The organism is Caulobacter sp. LARHSG274 (assembly GCF_052871235.1).
In genome coordinates this window covers 19,774-45,802 of sequence record NZ_JBIXJO010000013.1, presented here as the reverse complement: position 1 = coordinate 45,802, position 26,029 = coordinate 19,774, and the positions used below count along the sequence as shown (strand labels likewise).

At 69.5% G+C, this 26,029-nt stretch carries 30 protein-coding genes; 23 read left to right on the top strand and 7 right to left on the bottom strand.

The window, feature by feature from the left end; genetic code table 11:
* Nucleotides 1–15 precede the first annotated feature (15 nt).
* On the top strand, nt 16–705 hold the full coding sequence (locus tag ACIPQB_RS18545; RefSeq protein ID WP_446486734.1) for an MgtC/SapB family protein: 690 nt from the start codon (nt 16–18) through the stop codon (nt 703–705).
* A 54-nt stretch (nt 706–759) separates the two neighbouring features.
* Nucleotides 760–1,701: a nucleoside hydrolase gene (locus ACIPQB_RS18540; RefSeq protein WP_446486733.1), complete on the top strand. Its 942-nt coding sequence runs from the start codon at nt 760–762 to the stop codon at nt 1,699–1,701.
* 6 nt (nt 1,702–1,707) lie between these two features.
* Here the strand turns inward: ACIPQB_RS18540 and ACIPQB_RS18535 are convergent, their stop codons facing one another.
* Entirely contained in the window at nt 1,708–2,220 is a 513-nt protein-coding gene (locus ACIPQB_RS18535) for a hypothetical protein (protein ID WP_446486732.1), read from the bottom strand.
* A gap of 150 nt (nt 2,221–2,370) precedes the next feature.
* On the opposite strand from ACIPQB_RS18535, the gene ruvC reads away from it, so the two are divergent.
* The 14 genes from ruvC to folP all read left to right on the top strand — a co-directional run bounded on the left by ruvC (nt 2,371) and on the right by folP (nt 15,956).
* A complete protein-coding gene (gene ruvC, locus ACIPQB_RS18530; protein WP_446486821.1) occupies nt 2,371–2,892 on the top strand; it encodes a crossover junction endodeoxyribonuclease RuvC in 522 nt (173 codons plus the stop codon).
* On the top strand, nt 2,889–3,503 hold the full coding sequence (gene ruvA / locus ACIPQB_RS18525) for a Holliday junction branch migration protein RuvA (RefSeq protein ID WP_446486731.1): 615 nt from the start codon (nt 2,889–2,891) through the stop codon (nt 3,501–3,503). Before ruvC ends, ruvA begins: the two co-directional genes overlap by 4 nt.
* The gene (gene ruvB / locus ACIPQB_RS18520; protein ID WP_446486730.1) at nt 3,500–4,546 is read left to right on the top strand and encodes a Holliday junction branch migration DNA helicase RuvB; all 1,047 of its coding nucleotides are present in this window, start codon (nt 3,500–3,502) and stop codon (nt 4,544–4,546) included. The genes ruvA and ruvB overlap by 4 nt, the downstream gene beginning before the upstream one ends.
* Complete coding sequence (locus tag ACIPQB_RS18515) at nt 4,539–5,093, top strand: DMP19 family protein (RefSeq protein WP_446486729.1); 555 nt, start codon at nt 4,539–4,541, stop codon at nt 5,091–5,093. Before ruvB ends, ACIPQB_RS18515 begins: the two co-directional genes overlap by 8 nt.
* A gap of 19 nt (nt 5,094–5,112) precedes the next feature.
* Nucleotides 5,113–5,574 (top strand): YbgC/FadM family acyl-CoA thioesterase, encoded by a 462-nt coding sequence (locus ACIPQB_RS18510; protein WP_446486728.1) that lies wholly within the window; start codon nt 5,113–5,115, stop codon nt 5,572–5,574.
* A gap of 196 nt (nt 5,575–5,770) precedes the next feature.
* Nucleotides 5,771–6,466, top strand: coding sequence for a protein TolQ (tolQ, locus tag ACIPQB_RS18505; RefSeq protein WP_446486727.1), 696 nt, complete (start codon nt 5,771–5,773; stop codon nt 6,464–6,466).
* Nucleotides 6,467–6,470: 4 nt separating this feature from the next.
* Nucleotides 6,471–6,980: an ExbD/TolR family protein gene (locus tag ACIPQB_RS18500; protein WP_446486726.1), complete on the top strand. Its 510-nt coding sequence runs from the start codon at nt 6,471–6,473 to the stop codon at nt 6,978–6,980.
* A 132-nt stretch (nt 6,981–7,112) separates the two neighbouring features.
* Complete coding sequence (locus tag ACIPQB_RS18495) at nt 7,113–7,940, top strand: energy transducer TonB (RefSeq protein WP_446486725.1); 828 nt, start codon at nt 7,113–7,115, stop codon at nt 7,938–7,940.
* Nucleotides 7,941–8,445: 505 nt separating this feature from the next.
* Nucleotides 8,446–9,705: a Tol-Pal system beta propeller repeat protein TolB gene (gene tolB, locus ACIPQB_RS18490; RefSeq protein ID WP_446486820.1), complete on the top strand. Its 1,260-nt coding sequence runs from the start codon at nt 8,446–8,448 to the stop codon at nt 9,703–9,705.
* 187 nt (nt 9,706–9,892) lie between these two features.
* Nucleotides 9,893–10,465, top strand: a complete 573-nt coding sequence (gene pal, locus ACIPQB_RS18485; protein ID WP_446486819.1) for a peptidoglycan-associated lipoprotein Pal — start codon at nt 9,893–9,895, stop codon at nt 10,463–10,465.
* A gap of 154 nt (nt 10,466–10,619) precedes the next feature.
* The gene (gene ybgF, locus ACIPQB_RS18480) at nt 10,620–11,474 is read left to right on the top strand and encodes a tol-pal system protein YbgF (protein ID WP_446486724.1); all 855 of its coding nucleotides are present in this window, start codon (nt 10,620–10,622) and stop codon (nt 11,472–11,474) included.
* A 104-nt stretch (nt 11,475–11,578) separates the two neighbouring features.
* Nucleotides 11,579–12,877, top strand: coding sequence for a tRNA lysidine(34) synthetase TilS (gene tilS / locus ACIPQB_RS18475; protein WP_446486723.1), 1,299 nt, complete (start codon nt 11,579–11,581; stop codon nt 12,875–12,877).
* A gap of 78 nt (nt 12,878–12,955) precedes the next feature.
* The gene (ftsH, locus tag ACIPQB_RS18470) at nt 12,956–14,830 is read left to right on the top strand and encodes an ATP-dependent zinc metalloprotease FtsH (RefSeq protein ID WP_446486722.1); all 1,875 of its coding nucleotides are present in this window, start codon (nt 12,956–12,958) and stop codon (nt 14,828–14,830) included.
* Between the two features lie 304 nt (nt 14,831–15,134).
* The gene (gene folP / locus ACIPQB_RS18465; RefSeq protein WP_446486721.1) at nt 15,135–15,956 is read left to right on the top strand and encodes a dihydropteroate synthase; all 822 of its coding nucleotides are present in this window, start codon (nt 15,135–15,137) and stop codon (nt 15,954–15,956) included.
* A gap of 47 nt (nt 15,957–16,003) precedes the next feature.
* Here the strand turns inward: folP and ACIPQB_RS18460 are convergent, their stop codons facing one another.
* The 3 genes from ACIPQB_RS18460 to ACIPQB_RS18450 all read right to left on the bottom strand — a co-directional run bounded on the left by ACIPQB_RS18460 (nt 16,004) and on the right by ACIPQB_RS18450 (nt 18,528).
* Nucleotides 16,004–16,669, bottom strand: coding sequence for an HAD family hydrolase (locus ACIPQB_RS18460; protein WP_446486720.1), 666 nt, complete (start codon nt 16,667–16,669; stop codon nt 16,004–16,006).
* A 495-nt stretch (nt 16,670–17,164) separates the two neighbouring features.
* Nucleotides 17,165–18,067 carry an acyl-CoA desaturase gene (locus ACIPQB_RS18455; RefSeq protein WP_446486719.1) on the bottom strand — a complete coding sequence of 301 codons (903 nt, stop codon included), beginning with the start codon at nt 18,065–18,067 and terminating at the stop codon, nt 17,165–17,167.
* Complete coding sequence (locus tag ACIPQB_RS18450; RefSeq protein WP_446486718.1) at nt 18,064–18,528, bottom strand: hypothetical protein; 465 nt, start codon at nt 18,526–18,528, stop codon at nt 18,064–18,066. The genes ACIPQB_RS18455 and ACIPQB_RS18450 overlap by 4 nt, the downstream gene beginning before the upstream one ends.
* Nucleotides 18,529–18,611: 83 nt before the next feature.
* Between ACIPQB_RS18450 and ACIPQB_RS18445 the strand changes: the two genes are divergently transcribed.
* Entirely contained in the window at nt 18,612–18,953 is a 342-nt protein-coding gene (locus tag ACIPQB_RS18445; protein WP_446486717.1) for a metalloregulator ArsR/SmtB family transcription factor, read from the top strand.
* Here ACIPQB_RS18445 and ACIPQB_RS18440 read toward each other — a convergent pair.
* A complete protein-coding gene (locus ACIPQB_RS18440) occupies nt 18,931–19,389 on the bottom strand; it encodes a hypothetical protein (protein ID WP_446486716.1) in 459 nt (152 codons plus the stop codon). The two genes, ACIPQB_RS18445 and ACIPQB_RS18440, sit on opposite strands and share 23 nt — an antisense overlap.
* Nucleotides 19,390–19,610: 221 nt before the next feature.
* Entirely contained in the window at nt 19,611–20,951 is a 1,341-nt protein-coding gene (locus tag ACIPQB_RS18435; RefSeq protein ID WP_446486715.1) for a hypothetical protein, read from the bottom strand.
* 120 nt (nt 20,952–21,071) lie between these two features.
* On the opposite strand from ACIPQB_RS18435, the gene ACIPQB_RS18430 reads away from it, so the two are divergent.
* The 5 genes from ACIPQB_RS18430 (at nt 21,072) to ACIPQB_RS18410 (ending at nt 24,950) form a co-directional block, all read left to right on the top strand.
* Complete coding sequence (locus ACIPQB_RS18430) at nt 21,072–22,157, top strand: MBL fold metallo-hydrolase (RefSeq protein ID WP_446486714.1); 1,086 nt, start codon at nt 21,072–21,074, stop codon at nt 22,155–22,157.
* A 47-nt stretch (nt 22,158–22,204) separates the two neighbouring features.
* Complete coding sequence (locus ACIPQB_RS18425; RefSeq protein ID WP_446486713.1) at nt 22,205–22,648, top strand: MarR family winged helix-turn-helix transcriptional regulator; 444 nt, start codon at nt 22,205–22,207, stop codon at nt 22,646–22,648.
* Nucleotides 22,645–23,415 (top strand): enoyl-CoA hydratase, encoded by a 771-nt coding sequence (locus ACIPQB_RS18420; RefSeq protein WP_446486712.1) that lies wholly within the window; start codon nt 22,645–22,647, stop codon nt 23,413–23,415. The genes ACIPQB_RS18425 and ACIPQB_RS18420 overlap by 4 nt, the downstream gene beginning before the upstream one ends.
* 1 nt (nt 23,416) lies before the next feature.
* The gene (locus tag ACIPQB_RS18415) at nt 23,417–23,845 is read left to right on the top strand and encodes a DUF3995 domain-containing protein (protein ID WP_446486711.1); all 429 of its coding nucleotides are present in this window, start codon (nt 23,417–23,419) and stop codon (nt 23,843–23,845) included.
* Nucleotides 23,846–24,080: 235 nt separating this feature from the next.
* Entirely contained in the window at nt 24,081–24,950 is an 870-nt protein-coding gene (locus tag ACIPQB_RS18410; protein ID WP_446486710.1) for an SDR family oxidoreductase, read from the top strand.
* A 127-nt stretch (nt 24,951–25,077) separates the two neighbouring features.
* Here ACIPQB_RS18410 and ACIPQB_RS18405 read toward each other — a convergent pair whose 3' ends face one another.
* The gene (locus ACIPQB_RS18405; protein ID WP_446486709.1) at nt 25,078–25,413 is read right to left on the bottom strand and encodes a TfoX/Sxy family protein; all 336 of its coding nucleotides are present in this window, start codon (nt 25,411–25,413) and stop codon (nt 25,078–25,080) included.
* Here ACIPQB_RS18405 and ACIPQB_RS18400 point away from each other — a divergent pair, their 5' ends adjacent.
* Entirely contained in the window at nt 25,414–25,914 is a 501-nt protein-coding gene (locus ACIPQB_RS18400) for an N-acetyltransferase family protein (protein WP_446486708.1), read from the top strand.
* Nucleotides 25,915–26,029 lie beyond the last annotated feature (115 nt).

Here is a 26,029-nt window from a genome sequence, read left to right as displayed (position 1 = left end):
GCCCGTTCTGCTTCCATGGACACGCCCCTCCAGCTCGTTCCGCCCATCCTCGGCGCCCTGGCCGCCGGGGGCGCGATCGGGTTCGAGCGGGAGTATCGGGCCCGGCCCGCGGGCCTGCGCACCCACATGCTGGTGGCTCTGGCCTCGGCCCTGCTGATGCTGGGGGCCGTGCACCAGATCAGCTGGCTGCAGGGCGCGTCCGAGGCGGTGCTGCGCATCGATCCGGTCCGCATGGCCCACGGCATCCTGACCGGGGTCGGCTTCCTGTGCGGCGGGGTGATCTTCCAGCAGGGCGCCTCAGTGCATGGCCTGACCACGGCGGCCTCGCTGTGGATCACCTCTGCCCTGGGCACGCTGTTCGGGGTCGGCCTCTATGAGCTGGCGATCGGCGGTTCGATTCTGACCCTGGCCGTGCTCAGCGCCGCCCGCTGGCTGGACCGCCACATGCCGCAGAAGAACTACGCCGAGATCACGGTCCGCTCGCGTCGCGAGGCGGTGATCGACGCGCCCGAGCTGCGGCGGCTGATGGACGACTTTGGCCTGAAGGGCGCGCGGCTGAACCAGCGCCTGGTCCAGGACGGGGCGGCGTTCGAACTGGCCGGGCCGTTCTCGGGGCGGGGCGACCTGCCGCTCGAGACTCTGGCGGCGGCCCTGCGGGACGATCCGCGGGTGGTGGCCTTCGAGATCGCGCCACGGAAGGACTGAGCGCGCCGTCGCGCCATCTTCTCCCCGTCACGGCAAGGGCCTACACTACCGCTCATGCCGTTGCGCTTGCACATCGACACCGACTGCGGCGTGGACGACGCCCTGGCCCTGGCCATGCTGGCGCGTTCGCCCGACGCGGTGGAGATCGTCTCGGTCTCGGCGGTGTTCGGCAACACCTATGTCGACCAGGCCGCCGCCAACGCCCGCGGCGTGCTGCGGCTCGCCGGCTGCGGGGCCGAGGTCTATATCGGGGCCGGGGCGGGCCTCGCCCGGCGGCGGGTCGAGCGGATGCGGCCGGCCCATGGCGTCGACGGCCTGAACGGGGCCGGTTTCTCGCAGCGCTGGAAACTGCCGGAGATGGACCGCGGCCACGGGGTCAGCCTGCTGGCCTATTGCGCGCGGCGCAAGCTGGCGGGGTTGTTCCTGGGGCCGCTGACCAATCTGGCCCAGGGCCTGCTGGAGGATCCGGGGGCCTTTCGCGGCTGGCGGCCGACGGTGATGGCCGGGGCCTTCGCGGTGCGCGGCATGGCGGCCGGCGGGGCCGACTTCAACAGCTGGAGCGACGCCGAGGCCCTGGCCCGGGTGCTGGAGGCGGGGGTGCTGCCGCGGGTCGTGCCGCTGGACGTCACGTCGCGGGTCACCCTGACGGCCCAGGGCATGGCCGCGGGAGCCTCGGCCTGCGGCACGCCGCTGTCGGCCCGGCTGAACCGGGCGATGGGGCCCTACATGGCCTTCCACCAGAGGGCCTGGGGCCTGGAGAACGGCTGCCATCCGCACGACGCCGTCGTCGCCGTCAGCCTGATCGCGCCGGAGCTCTACAGCTTCGAGCCGGCCCGGCTGCGGGTGGCCACCGACGGCGAGCACCTGGGCCGCATCGAGCGGGTCGAGGGCGAGCCCAACGCCGAGGTCTGCGTGGCCGTCGACGCCGAGGCCGTCCAGGACCTGCTGCTGGAGCGGCTGTTCTGCGCGCCGCGCGCCGCCCTGCGCCAGGCCTGAGAGACGTCAGCGCGCCGCGGCGGCGGTCGGCGAGCGGACTTCGAACACCAGCCGGTAGGCGCAGGTCAGCCACAGCAGCACCGCCGCCGAGAGGCCGGTGAAGAGCGCCCGATGCGGCGCCTCGACCACCAGGCCCGCGATCCCCGCCAGGGTGATCAGGCCGCCGGCGACATAGTAGATCTTCACCGAAAGCAGCTTGGCCAGCGGCAGGAAGTGCAGGCCGACGATGATCGCGACCGCCGGGACGACGAAAGCGACCAGGCCGGCCTTGACCAGCAGGTGACTGGTCACGGCGATGGCCACGCCTTCGCCCGCCACGGCCCAGCCGATGATGCGGCCGCGGCGCTTGGCCGTATCACCGGAGACGGCCGGGGCGTTCTTCAACCGCTGGCGGGCGAACAGGATCATGGCCGCGGAGACCATCGGTCCGATCGCCAGCAGGCCGACCGGCGCCTGCAGCCCCACGCCCATCACCCACCATGCGGCCGCGAAGCCCGCCATGAACACGATCGCCGACATCTACGCGTCTCCTGAAAGCTTGACCGTGGCTCTGTGACGTCTGTCGGATGATTTGACAATCGCTCCGCGCCGGGCCGTCTCCCGTTCGCCGCCCGCTTAAGGTTTCGTTAGGCAAGTCGCGCCTTTTCCTGGGAGCCGAAACCGGCGATGGTGCGAGAACACATGATGAACGCGAATCGCATCCCGATCCGAATCCTGGGGCTCGATCCCGGTCTGCGCCGCACCGGCTGGGGCGTGCTCAGCGTCGAGGGCTCGCGGATGAGCCATGTCGCCCACGGGGTCATCGCGCCCGACGAGAAGGCCGACTTCGCCAGCCGGCTGCTGGCCCTGTTCGAAGGGATCTGCGCGGTGATCGAGGCGCACCGGCCCGACGAGGCGGCGGTCGAGGAGGTGTTCCTCAACACCAACGCCCAGTCGACCCTGAAACTGGGCCACGCCCGCGCCGCCGCCCTGATCGCCCCGGCCCGGGCCGGCCTGCTGGTCGCCGAATATTCCACCCGCCTGGTCAAGAAGGCGGTGGTCGGCACCGGAGCGGCCGACAAGGCCCAGATCGGCTTCATGATCGCCCGCCTGCTGCCGACCGCCGGCAAGACCACCGCCGACGCCGCCGACGCCCTGGCCGTGGCCATCACCCACGCCAACCTGCGGATCGCCAACCGGAGGGTCGCATGATCGGGCGGCTGAGGGGCGCCGTCGCCGAGATCGGCGAGGAGGAGGCGCTGATCGACGTGATGGGGGTTGGCTATGTCGTGCGCTGCGGTTCGCGCACCCTGCAGCGTCTGCCGGCGATCGGCGACGAGACCATGCTGCACATTGAAAGCCAGTGGAGCGAGAGCGCCGGCCTGCGGCTCTATGGCTTTGGCGCGCGCGAGGAGCGCCGGGCCTTCGTGCTGCTGCAGGCCATCCAGGGGGTCGGGCCCAAGGCGGCGATGGCGGTGCTCGACGTGCTGTCGCCGGCCGAGCTGGCGAGCGCCGTGGCCCGCGAGGACAAGGCCGCCGTCGGCCGCGCCTCGGGGGTCGGGCCCAAGCTGGCCCTGCGCATCGTCACCGAGCTGAAGGACAAGCCGATCAGCGACGGGCTGGTGATGACCGGTCCGCCGGCCGCGGCGTCCGCCGTCCCCACCAAGCCCGCCCCGACCGGCGACGCGGTGGCGGCGCTGATGGGCCTGGGCGTGGCCGAGGTCAACGCCCGCCGCGTGGTCGAGGCCGCCGCCGCCAAGCTGGGCGATGAGGCGACGGTCCAGGCGCTGATCAAGGCCGGCTTGCAGGAGCTGGGACGGTGACCCGCATCATCTCCGGCGAACCGCAACACGGCGAGCAGATCCCCGGCGCCAGCGATCGCGCCCTGCGGCCCCAGACCCTGGCCGAGTTCGTCGGCCAGGAGCAGGCCAAGGGCAATCTGCGGATCTTCATCGAGGCGGCCAAGGGCCGGGGCGAGGCCCTGGACCACGTGCTGCTGTTCGGCCCGCCGGGCCTGGGCAAGACCACCCTGGCCCAGATCGTCGCCCGCGAGCTCGGCGTCAATTTCCGCGCCACCTCCGGCCCGGTGCTGAACAAGGCCGGCGACCTGGCGGCGATCCTGACCAACCTGGAAGCCAACGACGTCCTGTTCATCGACGAGATCCACCGCCTGCCTTCGACCGTCGAGGAGATCCTCTATCCGGCCATGGAGGACCACGTGCTGGACCTGGTGATCGGCGAGGGCCCCTCGGCCCGCTCGATCCGCATCGATCTCGCGCCCTTCACCCTGGTGGCGGCGACCACCCGGGCTGGCATGCTGGCCACGCCGCTGCGCGACCGCTTCGGCATCCCGATCCGGCTGGAGTTCTATACCCCCAAGGAACTGCAGCACGTGCTGCTGGGCGCCGCCCGCAAGATGGGCGCGCCCCTGGCCGAGGACGGGGCGGCCGAGATCGCCGCCCGGGCCCGGGGCACGCCGCGGGTGGCCGGCCGGCTGCTGCGCCGGGTTCGCGACTTCGCCTCGGCCGACGGCGCGTCGGTGATCGACCGCAAGGCGGCGGGGATGGCCCTGGCCCGGCTGGAGGTCGACGAACTCGGCCTGGACTCCCTCGACCGCCGCTACCTGCGGGCGATGATCGAGAACTATGGCGGCGGCCCGGTCGGCGTCGAAACCATCGCCTACGCCATCGCCGAGGCTCGCGACGCCGTCGAGGACGTCATTGAGCCCTATCTGATGCAGCAGGGCTTCATCCAGCGCACCCCGCGCGGCCGCATGGCCTGTGGCAAGGCCTATCTGCACCTGGGCCTGGCGGAGCCGGTCTCGGCGCCGAAGATCGTGCAGGGCGGGTTGTTCGGGGATGAGTGAACCGCTGACAGTGCCTGTCAACCGGACTTGGCTCGGCAAAGTCGACGGGAACCTGAACGACGAAGCGATCTATCTGGGGATTCTCGTGCCACTGATGAACGCCATCGACGAGCACGAGGAGCGGTTGAGTGACACTCAGAGGCTATTGGCGTTGGTTGGCTTGGCCTATCTGGAAATTCTCAACGGCGGCGTCGAGCAACTAGTGTCCAACTGTCCGAATTGGGCTGAGGAAACGCCGGCCGCCATGAAGGCCATGGGTTGGGGCGCGGAAGCGGAATTGTTGGCCGAGGCTTTGGCGTTGATCCTGCCGTTGGCCTGCGAGCCGCCGACTTGGCTCGATCGCCTTGCAGGGCGGGAGGGACGTCGACGTGACTTTGTGCAGTTGGTGCGCGCCATGAGCCCCGAAGCGACGACTCGTGTGGAGGCGATCCAAAGGGTTCTGGGCGACTTCCTTGAAAGTCCGGGCTTCTTCATGACGGTCATCGATCGGGTTCGCGGCGACACCGTCGGGTTCGTACTCACCGACGGCCCTCCGTCGACCTCGTAAAGGCCGGGCAGGTGCTTCAATGACCCAACTAGAATCCGCCGCCCCCCAACCCACCGCCGGCGTCGTCGACGGCCGCGAGCACCAGTTGCCGGTGCGGATCTATTACGAGGACACCGACTTCACCGGCGTCGTCTACCACGCCAACTACCTGCGCTATCTGGAGCGGGGGCGCAGCGACTTCTTCCGGGTGATCGGGATCTCGCACACCGAGATGGCCAAGGTCGACACCGCCTTCGCCCTGACCCGGATGGAGATCGACTTCAAGCGCGCCGCGCGGGTCGACGACGCCCTGCTGGTGCGCACGACCTATGACCGGGTCAAGGGACCCCGTCTGTTCGTCAGCCAGAGAATCACCCGCGGCGACGAGCTGATCGCCCAGGCCGTGGTCGAGGCCGTCTGCATCACAATGGACGGCCGGCCGCGCAAGCCGACGGCGCAGATGGTGGCGATGCTGGCGCCATGGTTCGAGGCGGGCGCCTGACTTCACCACCCTCCGCCCGAGGATGACGGGGCAGGGATGAAGCTTAGCGCGTGATCAGCAAAAAACCCCATCGCCCGCCTATCGTCATAGTTTCACCATTGCCCCGCTTCATGCCAGTAAGGCGCAACGGAACGCGCCAAGGTGCGCTATCCACCTTTCACGACCCACTGACGCCCCAACGGAGCAGGACCCCCGCATGGACGCCGCAGGCCCCCAGAGCTTTTCCTTTCTTTCGCTGTTTCTCCAGGCCGACTGGGTGGTCAAGGCGGTGATGGTCGGGCTGATCCTCGCCTCGCTGGGCTCGTGGGCGGTGATCATCGACAAGCTGTTCCGCTTCGGCGCCGCCAACCGGGCCGCCGACCGATTCGAGGACCAGGTCGGGTCGGGCCAGGGGCTGGAGGAGGTCGCCGCCCAGGCCGGGCCCAACCCGCGCGAGGCGCTGCCGCGCATGCTGCAGGCGGCGCTGAAGGAATGGCGCGAGGCCAAGGCCAAGGGCGCGCTGGGCGAGGGCCAGGCGGCCTTCCTGATCCAGCGCATCGACCGGATGCTCGACACCCTGATCGCCCGCGAGAGCAGCAAGGCCGAGGACGGCCTGGGCAGCCTAGCCATCGTCGCCACCGCCTCGCCGTTCATCGGCCTGTTCGGCACGGTCTGGGGCATCATGCACGCCTTCCAGAACATCGCGATCTCGAAGAACACCTCGCTGGCGGTGGTCGCCCCGTCGATCGCCGAGGCCCTGTTCGCCACCGCCGTCGGCCTGATCGCCGCCATCCCGGCCTATATCGCCTACAACAAGTTCTCGACCGACGCGGGCAAGTACGCCGGCCGGCTGGAGAACTTCGCCGACGACCTGTCCACGGCCATTCAGCGCCGCCTGAGCGAGCGGGTCTGACCCGATGGCGATGTCCGCGAACGACGCCTTCGCCACCGGCGGCCGCCGCGGCCGCCGCCGGCGCGGCCGCAAGGGCAGGGGGGCCTTGTCGGAGATCAACGTCACCCCGCTGGTCGACGTGATGCTGGTGCTGCTGATCATCTTCATGATCAGCGCTCCGCTGCTGACCGCCGGCGTGCCGCTGGAGCTGCCCAAGACCGAGGCCGCGGCCCTGCAGAACCAGCAGGAGCCGATCACCGTGTCGATCAAGGCCGACGGGGCGGTGTTCGTCGGCGAGAACCCCGTGCCGTTCACCGAGCTGGCGCCGCGCATCGGGGCGATCGCCGGCGACGGCTACGACAAGCCGATCTTCGTGCGCGCCGACGGCAAGGCCAGCTATGCCACCGTGGCCCAGGTGATGGCGGCGCTGTCGAACGCCGGCTACGCCAAGATCAACCTGCTGACCGACACCGGCGGCCCGTCCTCGGGCGCGACGCCGAAGGCCGGCGCGGACGCCCTGCGTCCGGCGCAGTGACGGGTTGGCGCCCATGTGTTTTTCCACCGCTCATCCCGGCGAATGCCGGGACCCAGGTGAAACCCACAAGTTGCTCCGGATGAATCTGGGTCCCGGCATTCGCCGGGATGAGCGGATTGCGGGGGGGCGCCCGTGAGTCTGCGTCGCGAGGACCGTACCAACTTTTCTCCGGCCCTGGTCGGCTCGGTGGCGCTGCACGTGCTGGTGGCCGCCGCGATCCTGATCGGCCCGTGGAAGCCGTCCAAGCCGGTCGTCATCGGCGAAAGCGTGCCGGTGACCATCGTCACCGACGGGCCGACCAACGTTCGGCCGGCGACCGAGGCCCCGCAGGATCAGACGGCCCAGACCGAGGCGCCGGTCCCCGAGGCCACGCCCGAGCCGCCGGCCCCGGTTCCCGCCCCGACCCCGACGCCGTCGCCGACCCCGCCGAAGGCGGCGCCGTCGCCGAGCCCGACCCCCAAGCCGCCGGTTCCCAAGCCGCCGACGCCCAAGCCGGCCAAGCCCGAGCCCGACTTCTTCGCCTCGCTGGAAAAGACCCTGGCCAAGACGCCCAAGTCGACCGGCAAGCCGCAGGCCAACGCCGCCAAGGGCCCGACCCGTCCGGAGACCGCCACCGAGGCCCGGCCGGGCGCCGGGGCCATGACCGGCCTGCAGGCCGCCGCCATCGCCGGCATGAAGGACGAGATCCAGCGCCGCTGGAATCCCAACTGCGAGGTCGAGGGCGGGGCCGACGTCCAGGTGCGGGTGAACTTCAAGCTGGCGACCGGCGGCCGCCTGGTCGGCCAGGTGACGGCCGGCGGGGCCGAGAATTCGCCCAACGCCACGATCAAGGCCGCCGCCGATCGCGCCATCCGCGCGGTTTACCAGTCGGCGCCCTTCGAGGGCTTGCCGCCCGACTATTATGGGCCGCAACTCAATTTGAACTTCAAGGCGCGCGACGCTTGCGCAAACCGAGGGTAGCTTTGATGCGTGGAAGCTCTTCCATTCGGGGTGCCGCGCTTCTTTTGGCGGGGCTCTGCCTGTTCTCGACTACCGAGACGAGTGCTCGGCCCGCATCTTCCGCTTCGCAATCGCCCATCCCGATCGGCGAACACGAGATTGTGGCGATCAAACGAATGACGAGCACAATCCAGGGGAATTGGAATCCCGATTGTCGGAACGCGGCTCAAGCGCAAGTGCGTGTAAGCTTTACGCTCGATCCGACTGGATCGGTCGTCGGACAAGTTACTGTCGCCAAGCCCGATGGTGTGGACGATCCGGCGACGCGCGTGGCGGCCGATCGCGCCGTTAGAGCAGTTTACCAGTCGGCGCCGTTCCAAGGCCTACCGCCCACCTTCTACGGGCAGAAAATCACTTTGAACTTCAAGGCGCGCGACGCTTGCGCGGCGCGATAGGGAGGACACCGAGCATGAACCTGAAGTCCGTCTTCACCGGCCTGGCGACCGCGGCGGTCCTGGCCCTCTCCATGACCGCCCTCGCGCCCACCGTCGCCCGCGCCCAGATCGAGATCGACATCGACAAGGGCGCGGTCAAGCCGCTGCCGGTCGCCATCCCCGCCTTCTCGGGCGCCGGCGGACGCGGGGCCGACATCGCCCAGGTCATCAGCGGCAATCTCGAGCGCTCGGGCCTGTTCCAGCCGCTGGACGTGAGCGCCGTCGCCGACAAGCTGACCGACGTCAACGTCCAGCCGCGCTTTCCCGACTGGCAGGCGACCGGGGCCCAGGCCCTGATCAACGGCCAGGTGACGGTCGGCGCCGACGGCACGCTGCGCGTCGACTTCCGCCTGTGGGACACCTTCAGCCAGCAGCAGCTGCTGGGCCTGCAGTTCACCTCGACCGCCGAGAACTGGCGGCGGGTGGCCCACAAGATCAGCGACGCGGTCTATGAGCGGCTGACCGGCGAGAAGGGCTATTTCGACACCCGCGTGGTGTTCGTGGCCGAGAGCGGCTCGAAGATGGCCCGGATCAAGCGCCTGGCGGTGATGGACCAGGACGGCGCCAATCCCAGCTACATCACCGACGGCTCCTATATCGTCATGACGCCGCGGTTCTCCTCGACCAGCCAGGAGATCACCTACATGGCGCTGCGGCCCACGGGCTCCAGCATCTATCTGCTGAACCTGCAGACCGGCCGCACCGAGACCGTCGGCAAGTTCCCCGGCATGGTGTTCGCGCCGCGCTTCTCGCCGGACGGCACCAAGGTGGCCTTCTCGGTCGAGAAGGGCGGCAACAGCGACATCTATGTGCTCGACCTGCGCAGCCGGGCCTCGACGCGGATCACCACCGACCCGGCCATCGACACCTCGCCGTCGTTCTCGCCGGACGGCAGCAAGATCGTCTTCAATTCCGACCGCGGCGGCCAGGCCCAGATCTATGTGATGAACGTCGACGGCAGCGGCGTGCGCCGCATCTCCTACGGCGGCGGCCGCTACACCACGCCGGTGTGGAGCCCGCGCGGCGACTTCATCGCCTTCACCAAGCAGACCGGCGGCGAATTCCACATCGGGGTGATGCGCGCCGACGGCGGCGACGAGCGCCTGCTGACCACCAGCTACCTGGACGAGGGCCCCACCTGGGCCCCCAACGGCCGGGTGCTGATGTTCGCCCGCGAAAGCTCCAGCGGCAATTCGCGGCTGTGGACGGTGGACGTCACCGGCCGGATCCTTCGGCCGGCCGCCTACCAGGGCGCGGCCTCCGACCCGGCCTGGTCGCCGCTGCTGGATTAGATGCATTCGGGCATGGCAACCCGGAGCGTGACCGCGCGTTGCCGCTTAGTCGTTCATCCGGCGTTCAGGCCGCAGGTGAAACGAGGTGGCGGTGCGACAATCTGACGCCATTGTGAGGTGCAGGGTGAATTTTCGCACCGCGTCGCAAGTGCTTCGCGCGTAAGAAGTATGAACCTTGGCCGTGGACTTGAGGAGAAATTGGATGAGCTTCGACACCCACCGCGTCGCTAGACTGGCGCTGATCGGTCTGGCGGCCGCTTCGCTCGCCGCCTGCGCCTCGCGGCCGAAGCCCGCGGGCCCCGTCGCCCCGACCGCGCCTTCGCAGCCCATGGCCCAGCCGCCGGAGGCCTCGACCGCGCCGCCGACGTCGCCGGTCGACCAGGGTCCGCTGCCCGGCACCGTGCAGGACTTCGTCATCAACATCGGCGAGCGGGTCTATTTCGACACCGACCAGTACGAGATCCGCAGCGACGCCCAGCCGACCCTGACGGCCCAGGCCCAGTGGCTGAACCGCTATCCGGCCGTGCGCGTGCGCATCGAAGGCAACGCCGACGAACGCGGCACCCGCGAATACAACCTCGCCCTCGGCGCGCGCCGCGCCAACGCCGTCCGCGAATTCCTGGTCGGCCAGGGCATCTCGGGCTCGCGCATCGAGACCCTGTCCTACGGCAAGGAAAAGCCGATCGATCCGGGCACGGGCGAAGAGGCCTGGGCCAAGAACCGCAACGCCCGCACCGCCATCACCGACGGCGCGCGGTAATCCATGAGACTCCCTTCCCCCTCGATGGGGGAAGGGCCGGGGATGGGGGTGACGCGGCGGTTCCGCTGTCACCCCACCAACCCTCCTCCCATCCAGGGGGAGGGCTTTTGTTTAGCGCCGCACTTTTGTCCGCAACCGGGGCATAATCGCCGACATGAAGCTGAAAGCCGCCCTGCTCGCCGCCGTCCTGACCCTGGCTCCGGTCATGACGGCTCCTCCGGTCCTGGCCCAGACCGCCATGCCCGATCCCCTCGACGACCGCTCGGTCAAGCGCCTGGACAAGATGGAGAAGGTGGTCCGCGAGCTGCGGTCGATCGTCTTCCAGGGCCGCGACACCGGCAAGCCGGTGGTCGTGCAGGCCGCCGAGACCGACGCCCAGATCGCCGCCCTGTCCGAGCGGTTGAACGACCTGGAACAGACCCTGACCAAGCTGAACGGCCAGAACGAGGGCCTGACCCACGACCTGGACGAGGCCCGCCGGGCCGGTGATTCGCAGAAGGCCCGCGCCGACGCCCTCGACCAGCGCCTGGCCGCCCTGGAAAAGAAGATCGCCGACCAGGAGGCCGCGGCCCTGGCCGCCGTGCCGCCGCCGCCTCCGCCGCCGCCGCCCGCCGCCTCGACCGACCCGGCCCAGGCCTTCAAGTCGGCCCGCCAGCTGCTGCTGGACGGCGACTACGCCGCGGCCGAGAGCGCCTTCGCCGGCTATGTCGAGGCCTTTCCCGACAGCGCCAAGACCCCCGAGGCCCGCTATTGGCTGGGCGAGACCCAGTTCGTGCGCGAGGCCTATGGCGACGCGGCCGGCTCGTACCTGGCCGCCGTGCGCGGCTGGCCCCAGACCAGCTGGGCGCCGGACGCGGTGCTGAAGCTGTCGCGCTCGCTGGTCGCCCTGAAGAAGCCGGCCGACGCCTGCAAGACCCTGGACGAACTGGCCCGCCGCTATCCCAAGGCCCCATCGGCGATCACTTCCAAGGCGGCGACCACGCGGGTCCAGGCCAAGTGCGCGGCTTGATCTTTATCCGCTCATCCCGGCGAATGCCGGGACCCAGGTGAAACCCGCGAGCCGTTCCGGATGAATCTGGGTCCCGGCGTTCGCCGGGATGAGCGGATTTCTATTTGACCTTCCCCACCGTCACCGCCGCTCTGGACCGCCGCCTCGCCGTCAACGCCGAGGCCCCCCTGGCGGTCGGCTTCTCGGGCGGCGGCGACAGTCTGGCCCTGCTGATCCTGACGCTCGACTGGGCCCGCGTCCACGGCCGATCGGTGCTGGCCCTCACCGTCGACCACCGGCTCAACCCCGCCAGCGCCGCCTGGACCGCCGACGCCGTCGCCAAGGCTCAGGCGCTGGGCGCCGCCGCCCGGGCCCTGGCCTGGACCGGCGACAAGCCCGCCACCGGCCTGCCCGCCGCCGCCCGCGGCGCCCGTCACGCCCTGCTGGCCCAGGCCGCGCGCCAGGCGGGGGCTAAAGTCCTGCTGCTGGGCCACACCCGCGACGACCTGGCCGAGGCCGCCGCCATGCGGGCGCAGGGCTCGACCGTCTCCGATCCCCGCGACTGGGCCCCGTCGCCGGTCTGGCCGGAGGGGCGGAGCGTGTTCGTGCTGCGGCCGCTGCTGGCCGTGGGCCGCGACGAACTCCGAAGCTGGCTGCGGGCCCGCGGCGAGACCTGGCTCGACGACCCGGCCAATGAGGATCCGACCTACGCCCGGGCCCAGGCGCGGCGGTTGCTGGCGACGCGATTCCCCTCCCCCTGGAGGGGGGAGGGGCTAGGGGGGGGGGCGCCGCCGCCGGCGGAAGCTGCTGCGTTCGAGCTTCATCCGGACGCGCTTCCACCCCCATCCCCGACCCTTCCGCCATCCAGGGGGAAGGGAGACGCCGCCGCCGGCTACCTCACCCTCCTCCGCGACGCCCCCGCCGCCCACATCGCCGCCGCCTGCCTGTGCGCGGCCGGCACGGCCCAACCGCCGCGCGGCGAACGGCTGGCGCGGCTGGCGGCGCGGATCCGGGCCGGCGAGGCCTTCACCGCCACCCTGGCCGGCGCCCGGATCGAGGCGACGGGCCCAGTCGTGCGGTTGTACCGCGAGCCGGGCGAGGCCCGCCGCGGCGGCCTGTCTCCGGTCGACCTGCCCGTCGGCCAGCCCATGGTCTGGGACGGCCGCTACGAACTCGTCGCCGAAGATCCCGGCCTGACCGTGCGGCCGCTGCAGGGCCTGGCCGCCCGGCTGCCGCCGGCCCAGCGCCAGGCGCTGAAGGCCCTGCCGCCCGCCGCCCGCGCCCCCCTGCCGGCGGTGGTCGACGCCGCCGGGACCGTGACTTGCCCGATCCTTGCAGGGGCTTTTCCGGCGCGCGCGCGCTGTCTCGTCGGGGATCGTTTCGATGCGGCCATCGGCCTTGTCGATCAAGAACCCGCGACATGATATCCCCGCGCGTGGCGAAACCGGCTAGGCCGTCCTATCTTGGAAGGTCAGAGACTTTACGTTGGGAAGACAACGCGTATGAATTTCAAGACCCTGGGCATCTGGGCGGTGATCGTTCTGGTGCTGGTCATGGCTTATGGCGTCGTGAGCCAGGGCGGAAAAACCGGCGGCGGCGGCGAGGTGAGCTACTCGCAACTGCTGCGCAACATCGACGCCAGCCAGGTCCGGAAGGCCGACATCAACGGCGACGTGGTCAAGGTCGAGCCCAAGGCGGGCAAGCCCTACACCGTCAACGTGCCGCCCAATTCCGATGACCTGGTCAAGCGTCTTGAGGCCCGCGGGGCCGAGATCGTCTATCAGCGCGGCGGCTTCAGCCTGGTGGGCCTGCTGCTGCAGATGCTGCCGATCCTGCTGCTGATCGGGGTGTGGATCTTCTTCATGCGCCAGATGCAGGGCGGCACCAAGGGCGCCATGGGCTTTGGCAAGTCCAAGGCCCGACTGCTGACCGAGAACAAGAACCGCGTGCTGTTCGAGGACGTCGCCGGCGTCGACGAGGCCAAGGAAGAGCTGCAGGAAGTCGTCGAGTTCCTCAAGGACCCGGCCAAGTTCCAGCGCCTGGGCGGCAAGATCCCCAAGGGCGCCCTGCTGGTCGGCCCGCCCGGCACCGGCAAGACCCTGATCGCCCGCGCCGTGGCCGGTGAGGCCGGCGTGCCGTTCTTCACCATCTCCGGTTCGGACTTCGTCGAGATGTTCGTCGGCGTCGGCGCCAGCCGCGTGCGCGACATGTTCGAGCAGGCCAAGAAGAACGCGCCCTGCATCATCTTCATCGACGAGATCGACGCCGTCGGCCGCCACCGCGGCGCCGGCCTGGGCGGCGGCAACGACGAGCGCGAACAGACCCTCAACCAGCTGCTGGTCGAGATGGACGGCTTCGAGGCCAATGAAGGCATCATCCTGATCGCCGCCACCAACCGGCCCGACGTGCTGGACCCGGCCCTGCTGCGTCCGGGCCGTTTCGACCGCCAGGTGGTGGTGCCCAATCCCGACGTCACCGGCCGCGAGAAGATCATCCGCGTCCACATGAAGAACGTGCCCCTGGCCGCCGACGTCGACGTCAAGACCCTGGCCCGCGGCACCCCCGGCTTCTCGGGCGCGGACCTGGCCAACCTGGTCAACGAGGCGGCCCTGACCGCGGCGCGCAAGAACCGTCGCATGGTCACCATGCACGACTTCGAATACGCCAAGGACAAGGTGATGATGGGCGCCGAGCGCCGCTCGATGGCGATGAGCGAAGAGGAAAAGCGCAACACCGCCTATCACGAGGGCGGCCACGCCCTGGTGGCGCTGAGCGTGCCGGTCGCCGATCCGGTGCACAAGGCCACCATCGTGCCGCGCGGCCGCGCCCTGGGCATGGTCATGCAGTTGCCCGAGGGCGACCGCTATTCGATGAACTTCACCCAGATGACCTCGCGCCTAGCCATCATGATGGCCGGCCGGGTCGCCGAGGAGCTGATCTTCGGCAAGGAGAATGTCACCTCGGGCGCCTCCAGCGACATCAGCGCCGCCACCAGCCTGGCCCGCAACATGGTCACCCGCTGGGGCTTCTCCGACGAGCTGGGCACCGTGGCCTATGGCGACAACCAGGACGAGGTGTTCCTCGGCCACTCGGTGGCCCGCACCCAGAACGTCTCGCCTGAGACGATGATCAAGATCGACTCTGAGGTCCGCCGCCTGGTCAAGGGCGGCGAGGACGAGGCCCGCCGCATCCTGACCGAACGGCTGGAGGACCTGCACGCGGTCGCCAAGGCCCTGCTGGAGTTCGAGACCCTCAGCGGCGACGAGATCATCGGCGTGATGAAGGGCGTCCGGCCGGTCCGCGAGGAAGAGGTGGAAAAGAAGCCCACTGGTCCCGTAGCCTCGGTCCCCGTCTCGCCCGCCGGCGTGACGGCCTAGGCTCTTTCGAGCCGCGAAAGATTGAAGCCGGGTCGGTTCGCCGACCCGGCTTTTTTCTGGGCGCGCGGGCCGTGCTGTTCTGGCGAGGCCTCGACTTCACGGCGTTTATTGGCTGGTAGGGGAGGGTGGACGCCCCTGAATCCGGGTGATCCGCCTTGACCCACTTCCGCTCATCCCGGCGAATGCCGGGACCCAGATCCATCCTGGGCGATTTGCGGGCTTCACCTGGGTCCCGGCATTCGCCGGGATGAGCGGTGTTTTGGGTGCGCACCAATCTAACTGGCGAAGGTTCTAGAACAGCGTCATGTCCTTCCAGTCGTCCGCCATCCCCCGCGTCATGGGCGTCGTCAATGTCACGCCTGACAGCTTCTCGGACGGCGGCCGGTTCCTCAGGCCCGAGGCGGCCCTGGCCCAGGCCCTGCGGCTGGTCGCCGACGGGGCCGCGATCCTCGACATCGGCGGCGAGAGCACCCGGCCCGGCGCGACCCCGGTCGCGGCCGAGGAGGAGATCGCCCGCGTCGTGCCGCTGATCGCGGCGATCCGCGCCCACAGCGACGTGGCCATCTCGATCGACACCATGAAGCCGGCCGTGGCCCGGGCCGCCGTCGCCGCCGGGGCGACGCTGTGGAACGACGTCGCCGCCCTGCGCTTCGCGTCCGACGCCCCGGAGGTCGCCGCCGAGCTCGGCTGCCAGGTGGTGCTGATGCACATGCTCGGCGAGCCGGGAACCATGCAGACGGACCCGCGCTACGACGACGTGGTCGCCGAGGTCGAGGCCTTCCTGCTGGCCCGGGCCCTGACCGCGATGGCCGCGGGGGTGGCGCGCGAGAAGATCTGGCTGGACCCGGGCATCGGCTTCGGCAAGACCCCGGCCCACAACCTGGCCCTGCTGGCCGCCCTGCCACGCTTCGTGGCCCTCGGCTACCCGGTGCTGCTGGGGGCCAGCCGCAAGCGCTTCATCGCGGCGCTGGACCCGCTGGCGGCCGATCCCGCCGCCCGGCTGGGCGGCTCGCTGGCGGCCCACCTCTACGCCGCCGCCTGCGGCGTGGCGGCGGTGCGGGTGCATGACGTGCGTGAGACGGCGCAGGCCCTGGCGGTGTGGGGGGCGATCGGGGGTGCGGAATAGGGCTGGGGGGTCGGCTTTCGACCCTAGTCGGACGTTTAAATGGTCCGCTAACCGGCGAGCGTGACTACCTCGTACAGGGTGTCGACTGTAGCGCCAGGATTTCTGGGTAGATTATCTGGCCAGGCTTGGCCGCACCGGAACCAAGCTGTCTGCATGCCCACTGCCGCCGCTCCCAAGATATCTGCGCGGGGATTGTCGCCGACGAAAAGACACTGCTCCGGCGGGACGCCCAGCCTATTCGCTCCACGCAGAAATAGCTGCGGGTCAGGCTTGCGAAGGCCCTCTTCCTCGGAAACCAGCACCTCATCTACTAATCGCCATAGGTCCAGCGCCTCAAGGTGCCGCGACTGAAAGGCGCTCTCGCCGTTCGTCACGATCCCGAGCCGTTTGCCAGTGCCCCGGAGCTGCACCAGGACGCGAGTCATGCCCTCGAACGGTTGGGCATGTTTGCAGCAGTTCTCCGCGTAGTCGGCAACGAGCCGGTTCGCCTCTGCGATTTTCCCGCCAAACTCATCCAGTAGAACTGGGTAGACCTTGGATTTTGGCTGGGACCCGCGTGCGTCCAACTTGAGGAATCGCTCTTCCCAGATGGGATAGTCGGCTCTCCCCAGGTGTTCGTTGAAGCGGAAGAACTGGTCCCTCAGGAAGGACCGCAGCGAAGTCGTGCGGTCCAACAGCGTCTCATCAAGATCGAAAAGCACGGCTTCGGCCATACCTCGGTATGGGTGGAGCCTGACGTCCGCGCAAGGGCCCCTCTCCACCCTTCTGCGACACTCCGAACGCCCCCTCGGGGCAAACCGCCATCCGCCTCGGATGCGGCCACGCCTTACCCCCCTGTCGCCGCGGCGCTCGGGCGTCGGGCCCACCCACGCCCCGCCGGCGGCGGCCGCGTCGCGGCGACGCGGAGCGTCGTCCTTGACTCGGCCAGACGCCAGAGCAGGCTTGCCTACAAGGATTTAAGGCGCGGCCTCGCCGTGGCGGGCGGATTGGGGAGGGGCTGTGCCTTCCCCTTTTGGACTCGTCATCCTCGGACTTGTTCCGAGGACCCCTGTTTCAACCGCGAAGAAGGACGATCCCTGTGGCGGTGAGATCGCGGTCTTGCTTCAATGGGCAGCTCGGCCGGACGAGGGGTCCTCGGAACAAGTCCGAGGATGACGAGGATTGGGGCGAGCCGCGGCCGCAATGTTGAGGCGCCAGATCGAAGCCCCCTACACCCCCACCAACCCCGTCCGCTCCGGCAGGCTCTCCGGCGTCCGCACGTCCCACGCCAGCCCCAGCCGCTCCAGCAGCCGGATGAACCCAAAGCCCAGGTCCGCCTGGCCCGCATAGAGCCCCAGTCTGGCCGAGCCCGGCCAGGCGTGGTGATTGTTGTGCCAGGCCTCGCCCATGGTCGGGATCGCCGCCCAGGGCACGTCGTGGGCCTGGACGCCCGAGGTCTCGACGATCCAGCGCTGCGGCCCGGTGCGGTGGGCCAGGCGGCCGACATACCAGTGGCCGGTCACCGACACGCAGACCCGCGCGCAGACGCCCCACAGCAGCCACGACCAGCCGCCCAGGGCGAACGAGGCGACGGCGACCGGCAGCTGCTGCAGCATCCAGGTCCGCTCCAGGAAACGGTAGAACCGGTCGCCGGCGATCCGGGCCGGAATCTCGACCCGCGGCGGCGAGGCCAGCACCAGCCGGCCGTGCAGGTTCCAGGCGTAGTCGGTCCAGAAACCGGCTCGGTTGGACAGGTAGGGATGGCAGTCGGCCTGCCGCTGGCCCCAGTCGCGCAGGTCGTGGGCGGCGATCATCGCCAGCGGCCCGCTCATGCCCACCAGCGTGCCGGCGTACATCATCAGGTGGTCCAGCCACCGCGGGCTCTGGAAGCTGCCGTGGATCAGCCGTCGGTGGAAACCGACCGAGTGCCCGACCAGCAGGGTGGCGCCGGTCAGGGCAACGAAGACCAGCAGGCCGCTCCAACTGAAGACGAACGGCGCCGCCAGGGCTCCGGCCAACATCACGCCCTGCCAGATCGAGGTCGCCGGCGCCCAGACCACCCGGCCGGTGACGGCGTCGTCGGCGGGGGAGGGGATGATGGAATGCACGGCGTAGGGATCGTCGTGGTTCATCGCGCGGCTCCTTTTGCGTATGCGATCTTGACCAGCACGCGACCAGTGACCGCACCGATCGCCGTTAGGCCGGCGACGAACATCCAAGCTTCGATCGAGCTTCTTTCGGTGGGCGAGAGGGCGAGGTATCCGCCCGCGGTCAACAAGGTCAGCAACGCGCCGGCCAGAGGGGCCGTCCACGGTGATCGGGCGCCCAACCGGTGCAGCATCCACCAACAGGGTCCGCCGATGGCCATCAGGCCGGCTAGCCAGACCGGGCAAGCAGAGAAAAAGAATAACGGCAGATCCGGGATCGCCATGACGATCCTGTCGATAGAGGGAGGCAGGGCGGCGCCGCCGACGAACAGCAGGGCCGTCAGGCCTGACCCGGTCGCCGTAGCCAGGACCAGGGCGGCGAGCACGTTTCCCGCGCCAAGGCAGCGGGCGGTTTCGCGAGGATGAAACGGGACAGCCGGGGTCATGATTGCTCCCTATTGATAAGCTATTCCTTAAATACCTTCCTGCCTATTTGCAAGCGGTTAGCGAAGCGATTAAATACCCTCACATGCAACGTGTGTTCGAAGCCCTCTCCTCGACGGTCCGCCGGAAGATCCTGGCCTATCTGGCCCATGCCGAACTGACGGCGGGGGACATCGCCTCGCGGTTTTCGATCTCCAAGCCGGCGGTGTCGCAGCACCTGTCGATCCTGGAGGCCGCCGGCCTGGTCCGCAGCGAGAAACGCGGCCAGTTCGTCCATTACAGCCTGGTGCGCGACAGCCTGGTCAACACGCTGAACGACTTCGTCCAGGAGGTCTGCCCGGTGTCCAAGCCGCTGAAGGAAGAAAGCGCCGAGCTGAAGGTCAAGCAGGCGGGCGAGACCGCCCCTAGCGGTGATCGCTCATCCTGAACCGGTGGGCCAGGACGCAGCGGGTCTGGCCGTCGAGGATCGCCACTCGGGCGGCCTGGACCGAGGGCAGGGCGAAATAGGCCTCGGACTGGGCGGTCCTGACGCCGAGGAAGACCGGGCCGGTGAACTGGCACACCGGATAGTCGCCGCCGAGCAGGCCCTTGCGTGGGCGCAGCGTGCACATCATGTGGCCGACCCGGTATTCGTAGCTGGCGTCCTTGTAGACCGTGGTCTTGGCCTTGCCGGGGGCCTGTTCGTAGGCGGCCTTGTCGAGGGTCGGGCAGGGCGGTCCGTCCAGGCTCCAGAAGGCCGTCTCGGCGGCGTCGGCCTTGCGCTGCACGGCGTGGACATAGGCCAGGGTCGCCAGGCCCAGGGCGCCGACGGCGATCGCACCGAGGCGCAGGCCGGTGTTGAGGATCATGGTCGCCTTGGGCATCGCTTCCCCCGCACGTCGCAGCAGGGAGGGTTCGACTTGGGCGTGTGTCTGTCAATCCCCGCGATCTGCAGGGTGGAGAGCGGCCGGGCCTTGCCAAATCAAGGCCCTGCGGTTTTCTCGCCTTTTTCGATACCCGCCGGCTCCAAGCCGCCGGGATCGCGCAGCAAAAAGCCCGCCGGGATCGCTCCTGGCGGGCTTCTGCGTTCAGGCCTGGGCCCGAGCTAGCTCTTGGTCGCGTTGGTCGGCAGCTTGCAGCCGCCGCCGATGCCCTTGGCCTGCAGGCAGGACAGCAGTTCGGCGGGCTTGGGGGTGGTCTGGCCCAGCGGATAGGCCATCACCCAGCCTGGCAGGCCGTCCGAACAGGCGACTTCGACAAAGCCCTGGGTCGCGGTCTGGCCGATGATGCGCGAACCGGAGACGGTGCAGGTATTCTTGCCCAGGCCCTTCAGATCCGCCGTCAGGCGGGGATAGACGGCGTCGGGTTTGGTGAAGCTGCAACGGTAGCCGTTCATTTCCGAGGTCACGCAGTCGTAGACCGTGCTGCTGGTGCCGGTGAAGACGCCGATGCCGCCGTCCGGACGGTTGGAGCACTTCATCTCGACGATTTCCTTCTTGGGGTCGTCGCTGGGCAGCATGCCGTACTTCTCGACCTTGCAGTCGAAGCCGGCCTTGCTCGCCAGCTTGGTGTAGAGGCCGGCCTGCGCGGTTTCGGCCGCGCGGCTGTCGGTCAGGGTGCAGCCGCCGCCGACGAAGCTGGCCTGGGCGCAGTCGATGGCCTTGACCAGGGCGCCGGTGGTGGCGGCCTGTTGCAGCATGTAGCCCTTGCCGTCCTGGCAGGCGACTTCGAAATAGTTGTCGGTCTTGGTGCTGAGGACGTAGCGCTTGTCCTTGACCGCGCAGTTCTTGCCCGAGGCCGCGGCCAGGGGATCGACGATCGCCAGCTGGGTGGCCTTGTCGGTCAGCTTGCAGCTGACATTGCCGCCGTCGTCGTACAGCAGGCAGCTGTTGGCGACGACGTCCTGGTCGAGATTGATCGGGCTGGAGGTCTGCAGGATGTAGCCCGTGCCGCCCTTGCAGGCGATTTCGAAATAGGCGTTCTTGGCGCCGGCGCCGATGGCGCGGGCGTTCTCGATGTCGCAGGGGACGCCGGACTTCTTGACGTAGGGAGCCAGGCCCGACTTCGGATCGGCGTTGGCGGGCAGGATGCAGGCCAGGGCGCTGGGCTTGCCGTCGGCGCCGGGCTGGCCGGTCTCCAGGCAGCTGTAGCCTTGCGGCGGAGCGTCCTTCTTGGCGACCAGGGCGAAGCCCAGGCCCTGCTGGCAGGCGACTTCGTAATAGTCGGTGCCGCTCTTCTTGTCGTTGCCGATCAGGCGGGCGTCGGTGACGGTGCAGGCCAGGTTGGCGGCCTGGGCCACGGCGGGGGCCGCCTTCATGCCGGCCTCGCGGGCCTTGGCGTCGACGGCGGCGGGCTTGTCCTTCTCCTTCGGCGCCGAAATCACGGCGGCCGGAACGAGCACGGCGAGCGCGAGGGCGGCCGTCAGGCCGATCGCGAAGGGCCTCATGGGGGTACGTCTCCTGGGTAAATTCCTCGCGGCGGACTTAAGGCCCGCTTGCATCGAGGGTCAAGATGTCGTCCGACGAGGGCGTAAACATGACGATCGGCCGAGGACGGAGGACGCCAAATGCGCGACGGGATCGAGGAGGGGCCTGAAGAACAGGCGTCCGAGCCGCGGCGGCCGCGGCTGGTCTATCCGTTCGAGGCCGTCCCCGAGACGGGATCGGGCCAGGCCGTCGAGGTCGCGCCGGGGGTGCTGTGGCTGCGCCAGCCGCTGGGCGGGTCGCTGGGCTTCATCAATGTCTGGGCGATCGCCGACGGCGACGGCTGGGCGGTGGTCGACACCGGCTTCCATACGTCCGAGACTTCGCAGGCCTGGCGCGCGGCCTTCGCCCAGGCCCTGGGCGGGCGGCCGGTCACCCGGGTCATCGCCACCCACCTGCATCCCGACCATGTCGGCCTGGCCGGCTGGATCACCCGCCGCTTCGACGTCCGGCTGTGGATGACGCGGCTGGAATACTTCCAGTGCCGGATGCTGGCGGCCGACACCGGCCGCGAAGCGCCCGAGGACGGGGTGCGGTTCTTCCGCGCCGCCGGCTGGGACGAAGAGGAGATCGAGAACTACCGGACCCGGTTCGGCGGCTTCGGCAAGATGATCTACCCCCTGCCCGACAGCTACCGGCGGATGACCGACGGCGAGGTGTTCGCGATCGACGGCCACGACTGGCGGGTGGTGACCGGCCAGGGCCATTCGCCCGACCACGCCTGCCTGTGGTGCGAGGAACTGGGCGTGCTGATCTCGGGCGACCAGGTGCTGCCGCGCATCTCGTCCAACGTCTCGGTGTTCCCCACCGAGCCCGACGCCGACCCGCTGACCGACTGGCTGGCCTCGCTGGCCAGGATCAAGGCGACCGTGCCCGACACGGTGCTGGTGCTGCCGGCCCACAACGACCCGTTCCGGGGGCTGCACGCCCGCATCGACGGGCTGATCTCCGGCCACGAGCGGGCCCTGGCGCGGCTGGCGGGCAAGCTGGCCGAGCCTCGGCGCGCCATAGACACCTTCGGTTCGCTGTTCGCCCGGCCGATTGGCTCCGACCTGCTGAGCATGGCCACCGGCGAGGCCCTGGCCCATCTCAACTGCCTGATCGGCCGCGGGCTGGCGGTGCGGGAGACCGACGGCGAGGGGGTGAACTGGTACCGGGCTCTTCCCTGATAAAAACATTCGTTTGATATTTCGCGCGCGAACTATAACGTGGCGCCATGTCCACGCCGCCCGACCGTCGCCTGGTGTTCCTGCTCAATGTCGCGCACCGCCGCGTGCAGCGCCATGTCGAGGCCCGGATGGCCGCCCAGGACGGGCTGACCGCCGCCCAGGCCGGGGCGCTGTTCGTGCTAGGGGCCCGTGACGGAGCCTTGATCGGCGAGGTGGCCGAGGCCCTGGATCTGGCTCCCTCGGCCATGACCGGCCTGATCGACCGCATGGCCCGGGCCGAGCTGGTCGAGCGCCGGCCCGATCCCAAGGACGGCCGCGCCCTGCGCCTGCACCTGACCTCAAGGGGGCTGAAGGCCCGCGAGGCGGCCAAGGCCGGGGTCGCGGGCCTCAACGACCAGCTCACCGCCGGCTTTACCGAGGCCGAGATCGCCGTCGTCAGCCGCTGGCTGGCCAGCCTCCAAACCAAGTTCCCCAAAGGAGATCCCGCATGACCGAGTACGTGAAGGTCGAGGTCGAGGCCGGCGTGATGACCCTCACCCTGTCGCGCCCGGACAAGAAGAACGCCCTCAGCAACGCCATGTACGGCGTGCTGGCCGACAGCCTGGAGCGGGCCGAGACCGACCCGGCGGTGCGGGTGGTGGTGTTCCAGGGCGACGGCGACGCCTTCACCGCCGGCAACGACCTGCAGGACTTCGCCGCCCAGGCCACCGGCGCCTTCACCGGCGAGCGCCATGTGCTGCGGTTCATCCGGGCCCTGGCCTTGGCGACGCGGCCGCTGGTCGCCGCCGTCCACGGCCAGGCGGTCGGGGTCGGCACGACCATGCTGCTGCACTGCGACCTGGTGTTTGTCAGCCCCGACGCCCGCCTGACCGTACCTTTCGTCAACCTGGCCCTGGTGCCGGAGGCCGCGTCCAGCCTGCTGCTGCCGGCCCGCATCGGCCACGCCCGCGCCTATGCGATGTTCGCCCTGGGCGAGGCGGTCGACGGGACCACGGCCGCCGCATGGGGCCTAGCCAACGCCGTCGTTCCGCGCGACGAGCTGCGGGCTCGGGCCCGGGCCGCCGCCGACCAGGTGGCGACACGGCCGCTGGGGGCCCTGACCGTCACCAAGCGCCTGATGCGCGACGGCGAGGCGATCGCCGCCCTGATGGACAAGGAGGCGGCCCTGTTCGGCGAGCGGCTGCAGACCGCCGAGGCCCGCGAGGCCTTCATGGCCTTCGCCGAGCGCCGGCCGCCGGACTTCAGCAAGGTCGGCTGAGATGGCGCTGGCGATCGTCCTGGCGGCGGTGCTGTTCGCCCTGGCGGGGATCCACCTCTATTGGGGACTGGGCGGCCGCTGGCCTGGTCATGACGAGGCCTCGCTGGTCGAGCGCGTGGTGGGACGCACCCGCGGCATGCGCGCGCCGGGCCTCCCGGCCTCGGCCGCGGTCGGCCTGGCCCTGGCGACCGGCGCCGCCCTGGTCGCCGCGACGCTGATCTCGACCGCCTGGGATCCGCTGCTGCGGTTCGCGCGCTGGGTCCTGTTCGCCGTCTTCGCTGCCCGGGGGTTGGCGGCCTATGTCCCATCCATCTTCCGCTATGCCGAGGGCACGCCGTTCGCGACGCTGAACCGCCGCGCCTATGGACCGCTGTGCTTGGCGATCGCCGTGGGGCTTCTGGTCCTGCAACTCTGGATGATTGAAGGCTGAATCACATTTCACCCCGTCTCCCCGGCGAAGGCCGGGGCCCAGGTTCAGCCGTCGTGCTGGCCGCTTGTCCGAAATACACAGCCCTATGATCTGGGCCCCGGCCTTCGCCGGGGAGACGGGATAAGGTGGGCGTTTCTATCTGGTCCTGCAGCTCTAGCCGCGGCATCCACCTTGCCGGGCGGACCCCGGAGGATCAGGGTCTGCAATCCAGGCCGCAACCGTCGAGAAAGCCTCCATGAGCCCGTCCAAGTCCCTAGCCGGCAAGACCCTGTTCATCACCGGCGCCTCGCGCGGCATCGGCCTGGCCATCGCCCTGCGGGCGGCGCGCGACGGGGCCAATATCGTCGTCGCCGCCAAGACCGCCGACCCCCATCCCAAGCTGCCGGGCACCATCTACACGGCCGCCGCCGAGATCGAGGCGGCCGGCGGCAAGGCCCTGCCGCTGGTGGTCGACGTGCGCGAGGAGGCCAGCGTCCAGGCCGCCGTCGACCAGGCGGTGGCGACGTTCGGCGGCGTCGACATCTGCGTCAACAACGCCTCGGCCATCTCGCTGACCGGCACCCTGGCGACCGACATGAAGCGCTACGACCTGATGCACCAGATCAACGGGCGCGGCACGTTCCTGACGACCAGAATCTGCCTGCCGCACCTGAAGAAGGCGGCCAATCCGCACGTCCTGGCCCTGTCGCCGCCGCTGGACCTCAAGCCGCGCTGGTTCGCGCCGCACGTGGCCTATTCGATGGCCAAGTACAATATGAGCCTGTGCATGCTGGGCATGGCCGAGGAGTTCCGGGCCGACGGCGTGGCCTGCAACGCCCTGTGGCCGCGCACCGCCATCGCCACCGCCGCCGTCCAGTTCGCCCTGGCCGGGGAGGCGGGCCTCAAGCACTGCCGCACGGTCGAGATCATGGCCGACGCCGCCCACGCGATCTTTGAAAAGCCGTCGCGCGACTTCACCGGCCAGTTCGTGATCGACGACAGCTTCCTCTACGCCGAGGGCGTGCGCGACTTCGACCGCTACCGCGTCGACCCGACCGCGTCCCTGATGCCCGACTTCTTCGTGCCGGAGGACAGCGAGCCGCCGCCGGGGGTGGTGATCGGATGATTCCTAAATCCGCTCATCCCGGCGAACGCCGGGACCCAGATCCACCCGCTGAATCCAGGATCTATCGTGAACACCTGCCCTATGACCTGGGTCCCGGCATTCGCCGGGATGAGCGGATAAAAGGGGGCTAGGGTTTGCGCTTCCTCCGCGCCGCCGCCACCGCCATCGCGCGTCGGGCCCAGGCGACCATCAGCTCGCCGTCGTCCAGCGCTTCGGCCGGGGCGCTCCAATAGGCCATCGGTCGGGCCTCGGGGAACGGACAGAACGGCTGGCTGCCCGCGGCCTCGAAATCGGGCCGCATCGCCTCGTCGCCCTTGAGGTACAGCACGTCGTCGTCGATCAGGGCGAAGAACAGCCCTTGGGCGTAGAGGCCGACTCCGCCGAACATCCGCCGCGAGGTCAGGGGCCCAACCGGGGCCAGCTGTTCGAGCACGAAATCCAGATAGTCCGAAGAGACCGCCATATGTCCGCCGCCGCCAAAGTCGCCCAAGTCGTCGTTCGTCCCGCCGTCGCCGCCGACGCCGCCCTGATCTATCAGTTCATTCGCGACCTGGCGGAATATGAAAAGCTGCTCGACGCGGTCGAGGCCACCCAGGGCGACGTCGCCGAGGCGCTGTTTGGCGAAAATCCGCGCGCCTTCTGCGACATCGCCCAGATCGATGGCGCCCCCGTCGGCTTCGCCCTGTGGTTCTACAACTACTCGACCTTCGTCGGCCGGCACGGAATCTATCTGGAGGATCTGTTCGTGCGGCCGCAGGCGCGGGGAAGCGGCGCGGGCAAGGCCCTGCTGGCCAACCTGGCCCGGCGCTGCGTCGACGAGAACCTGGGCCGGCTGGAATGGGCGGTGCTCGACTGGAACGCCCCGTCGATCGCCTTCTATGACAGCCTTGGCGCGGCGGCGCTGGACGAGTGGATCGTGCGGCGGATGACGGGCGAGGCGTTGCGGAAGTTGGCCAGTCAATAACCCCGTCATCCTGTCCGTCTCCCCGGCGAAGGCCGGGGTCCAGATCGTAGGGCTGTGTGTTTCGGATAAGCGTCCAATGCGACGGCTGAACCTGGGCCCCGGCCTTCGCCGGGGA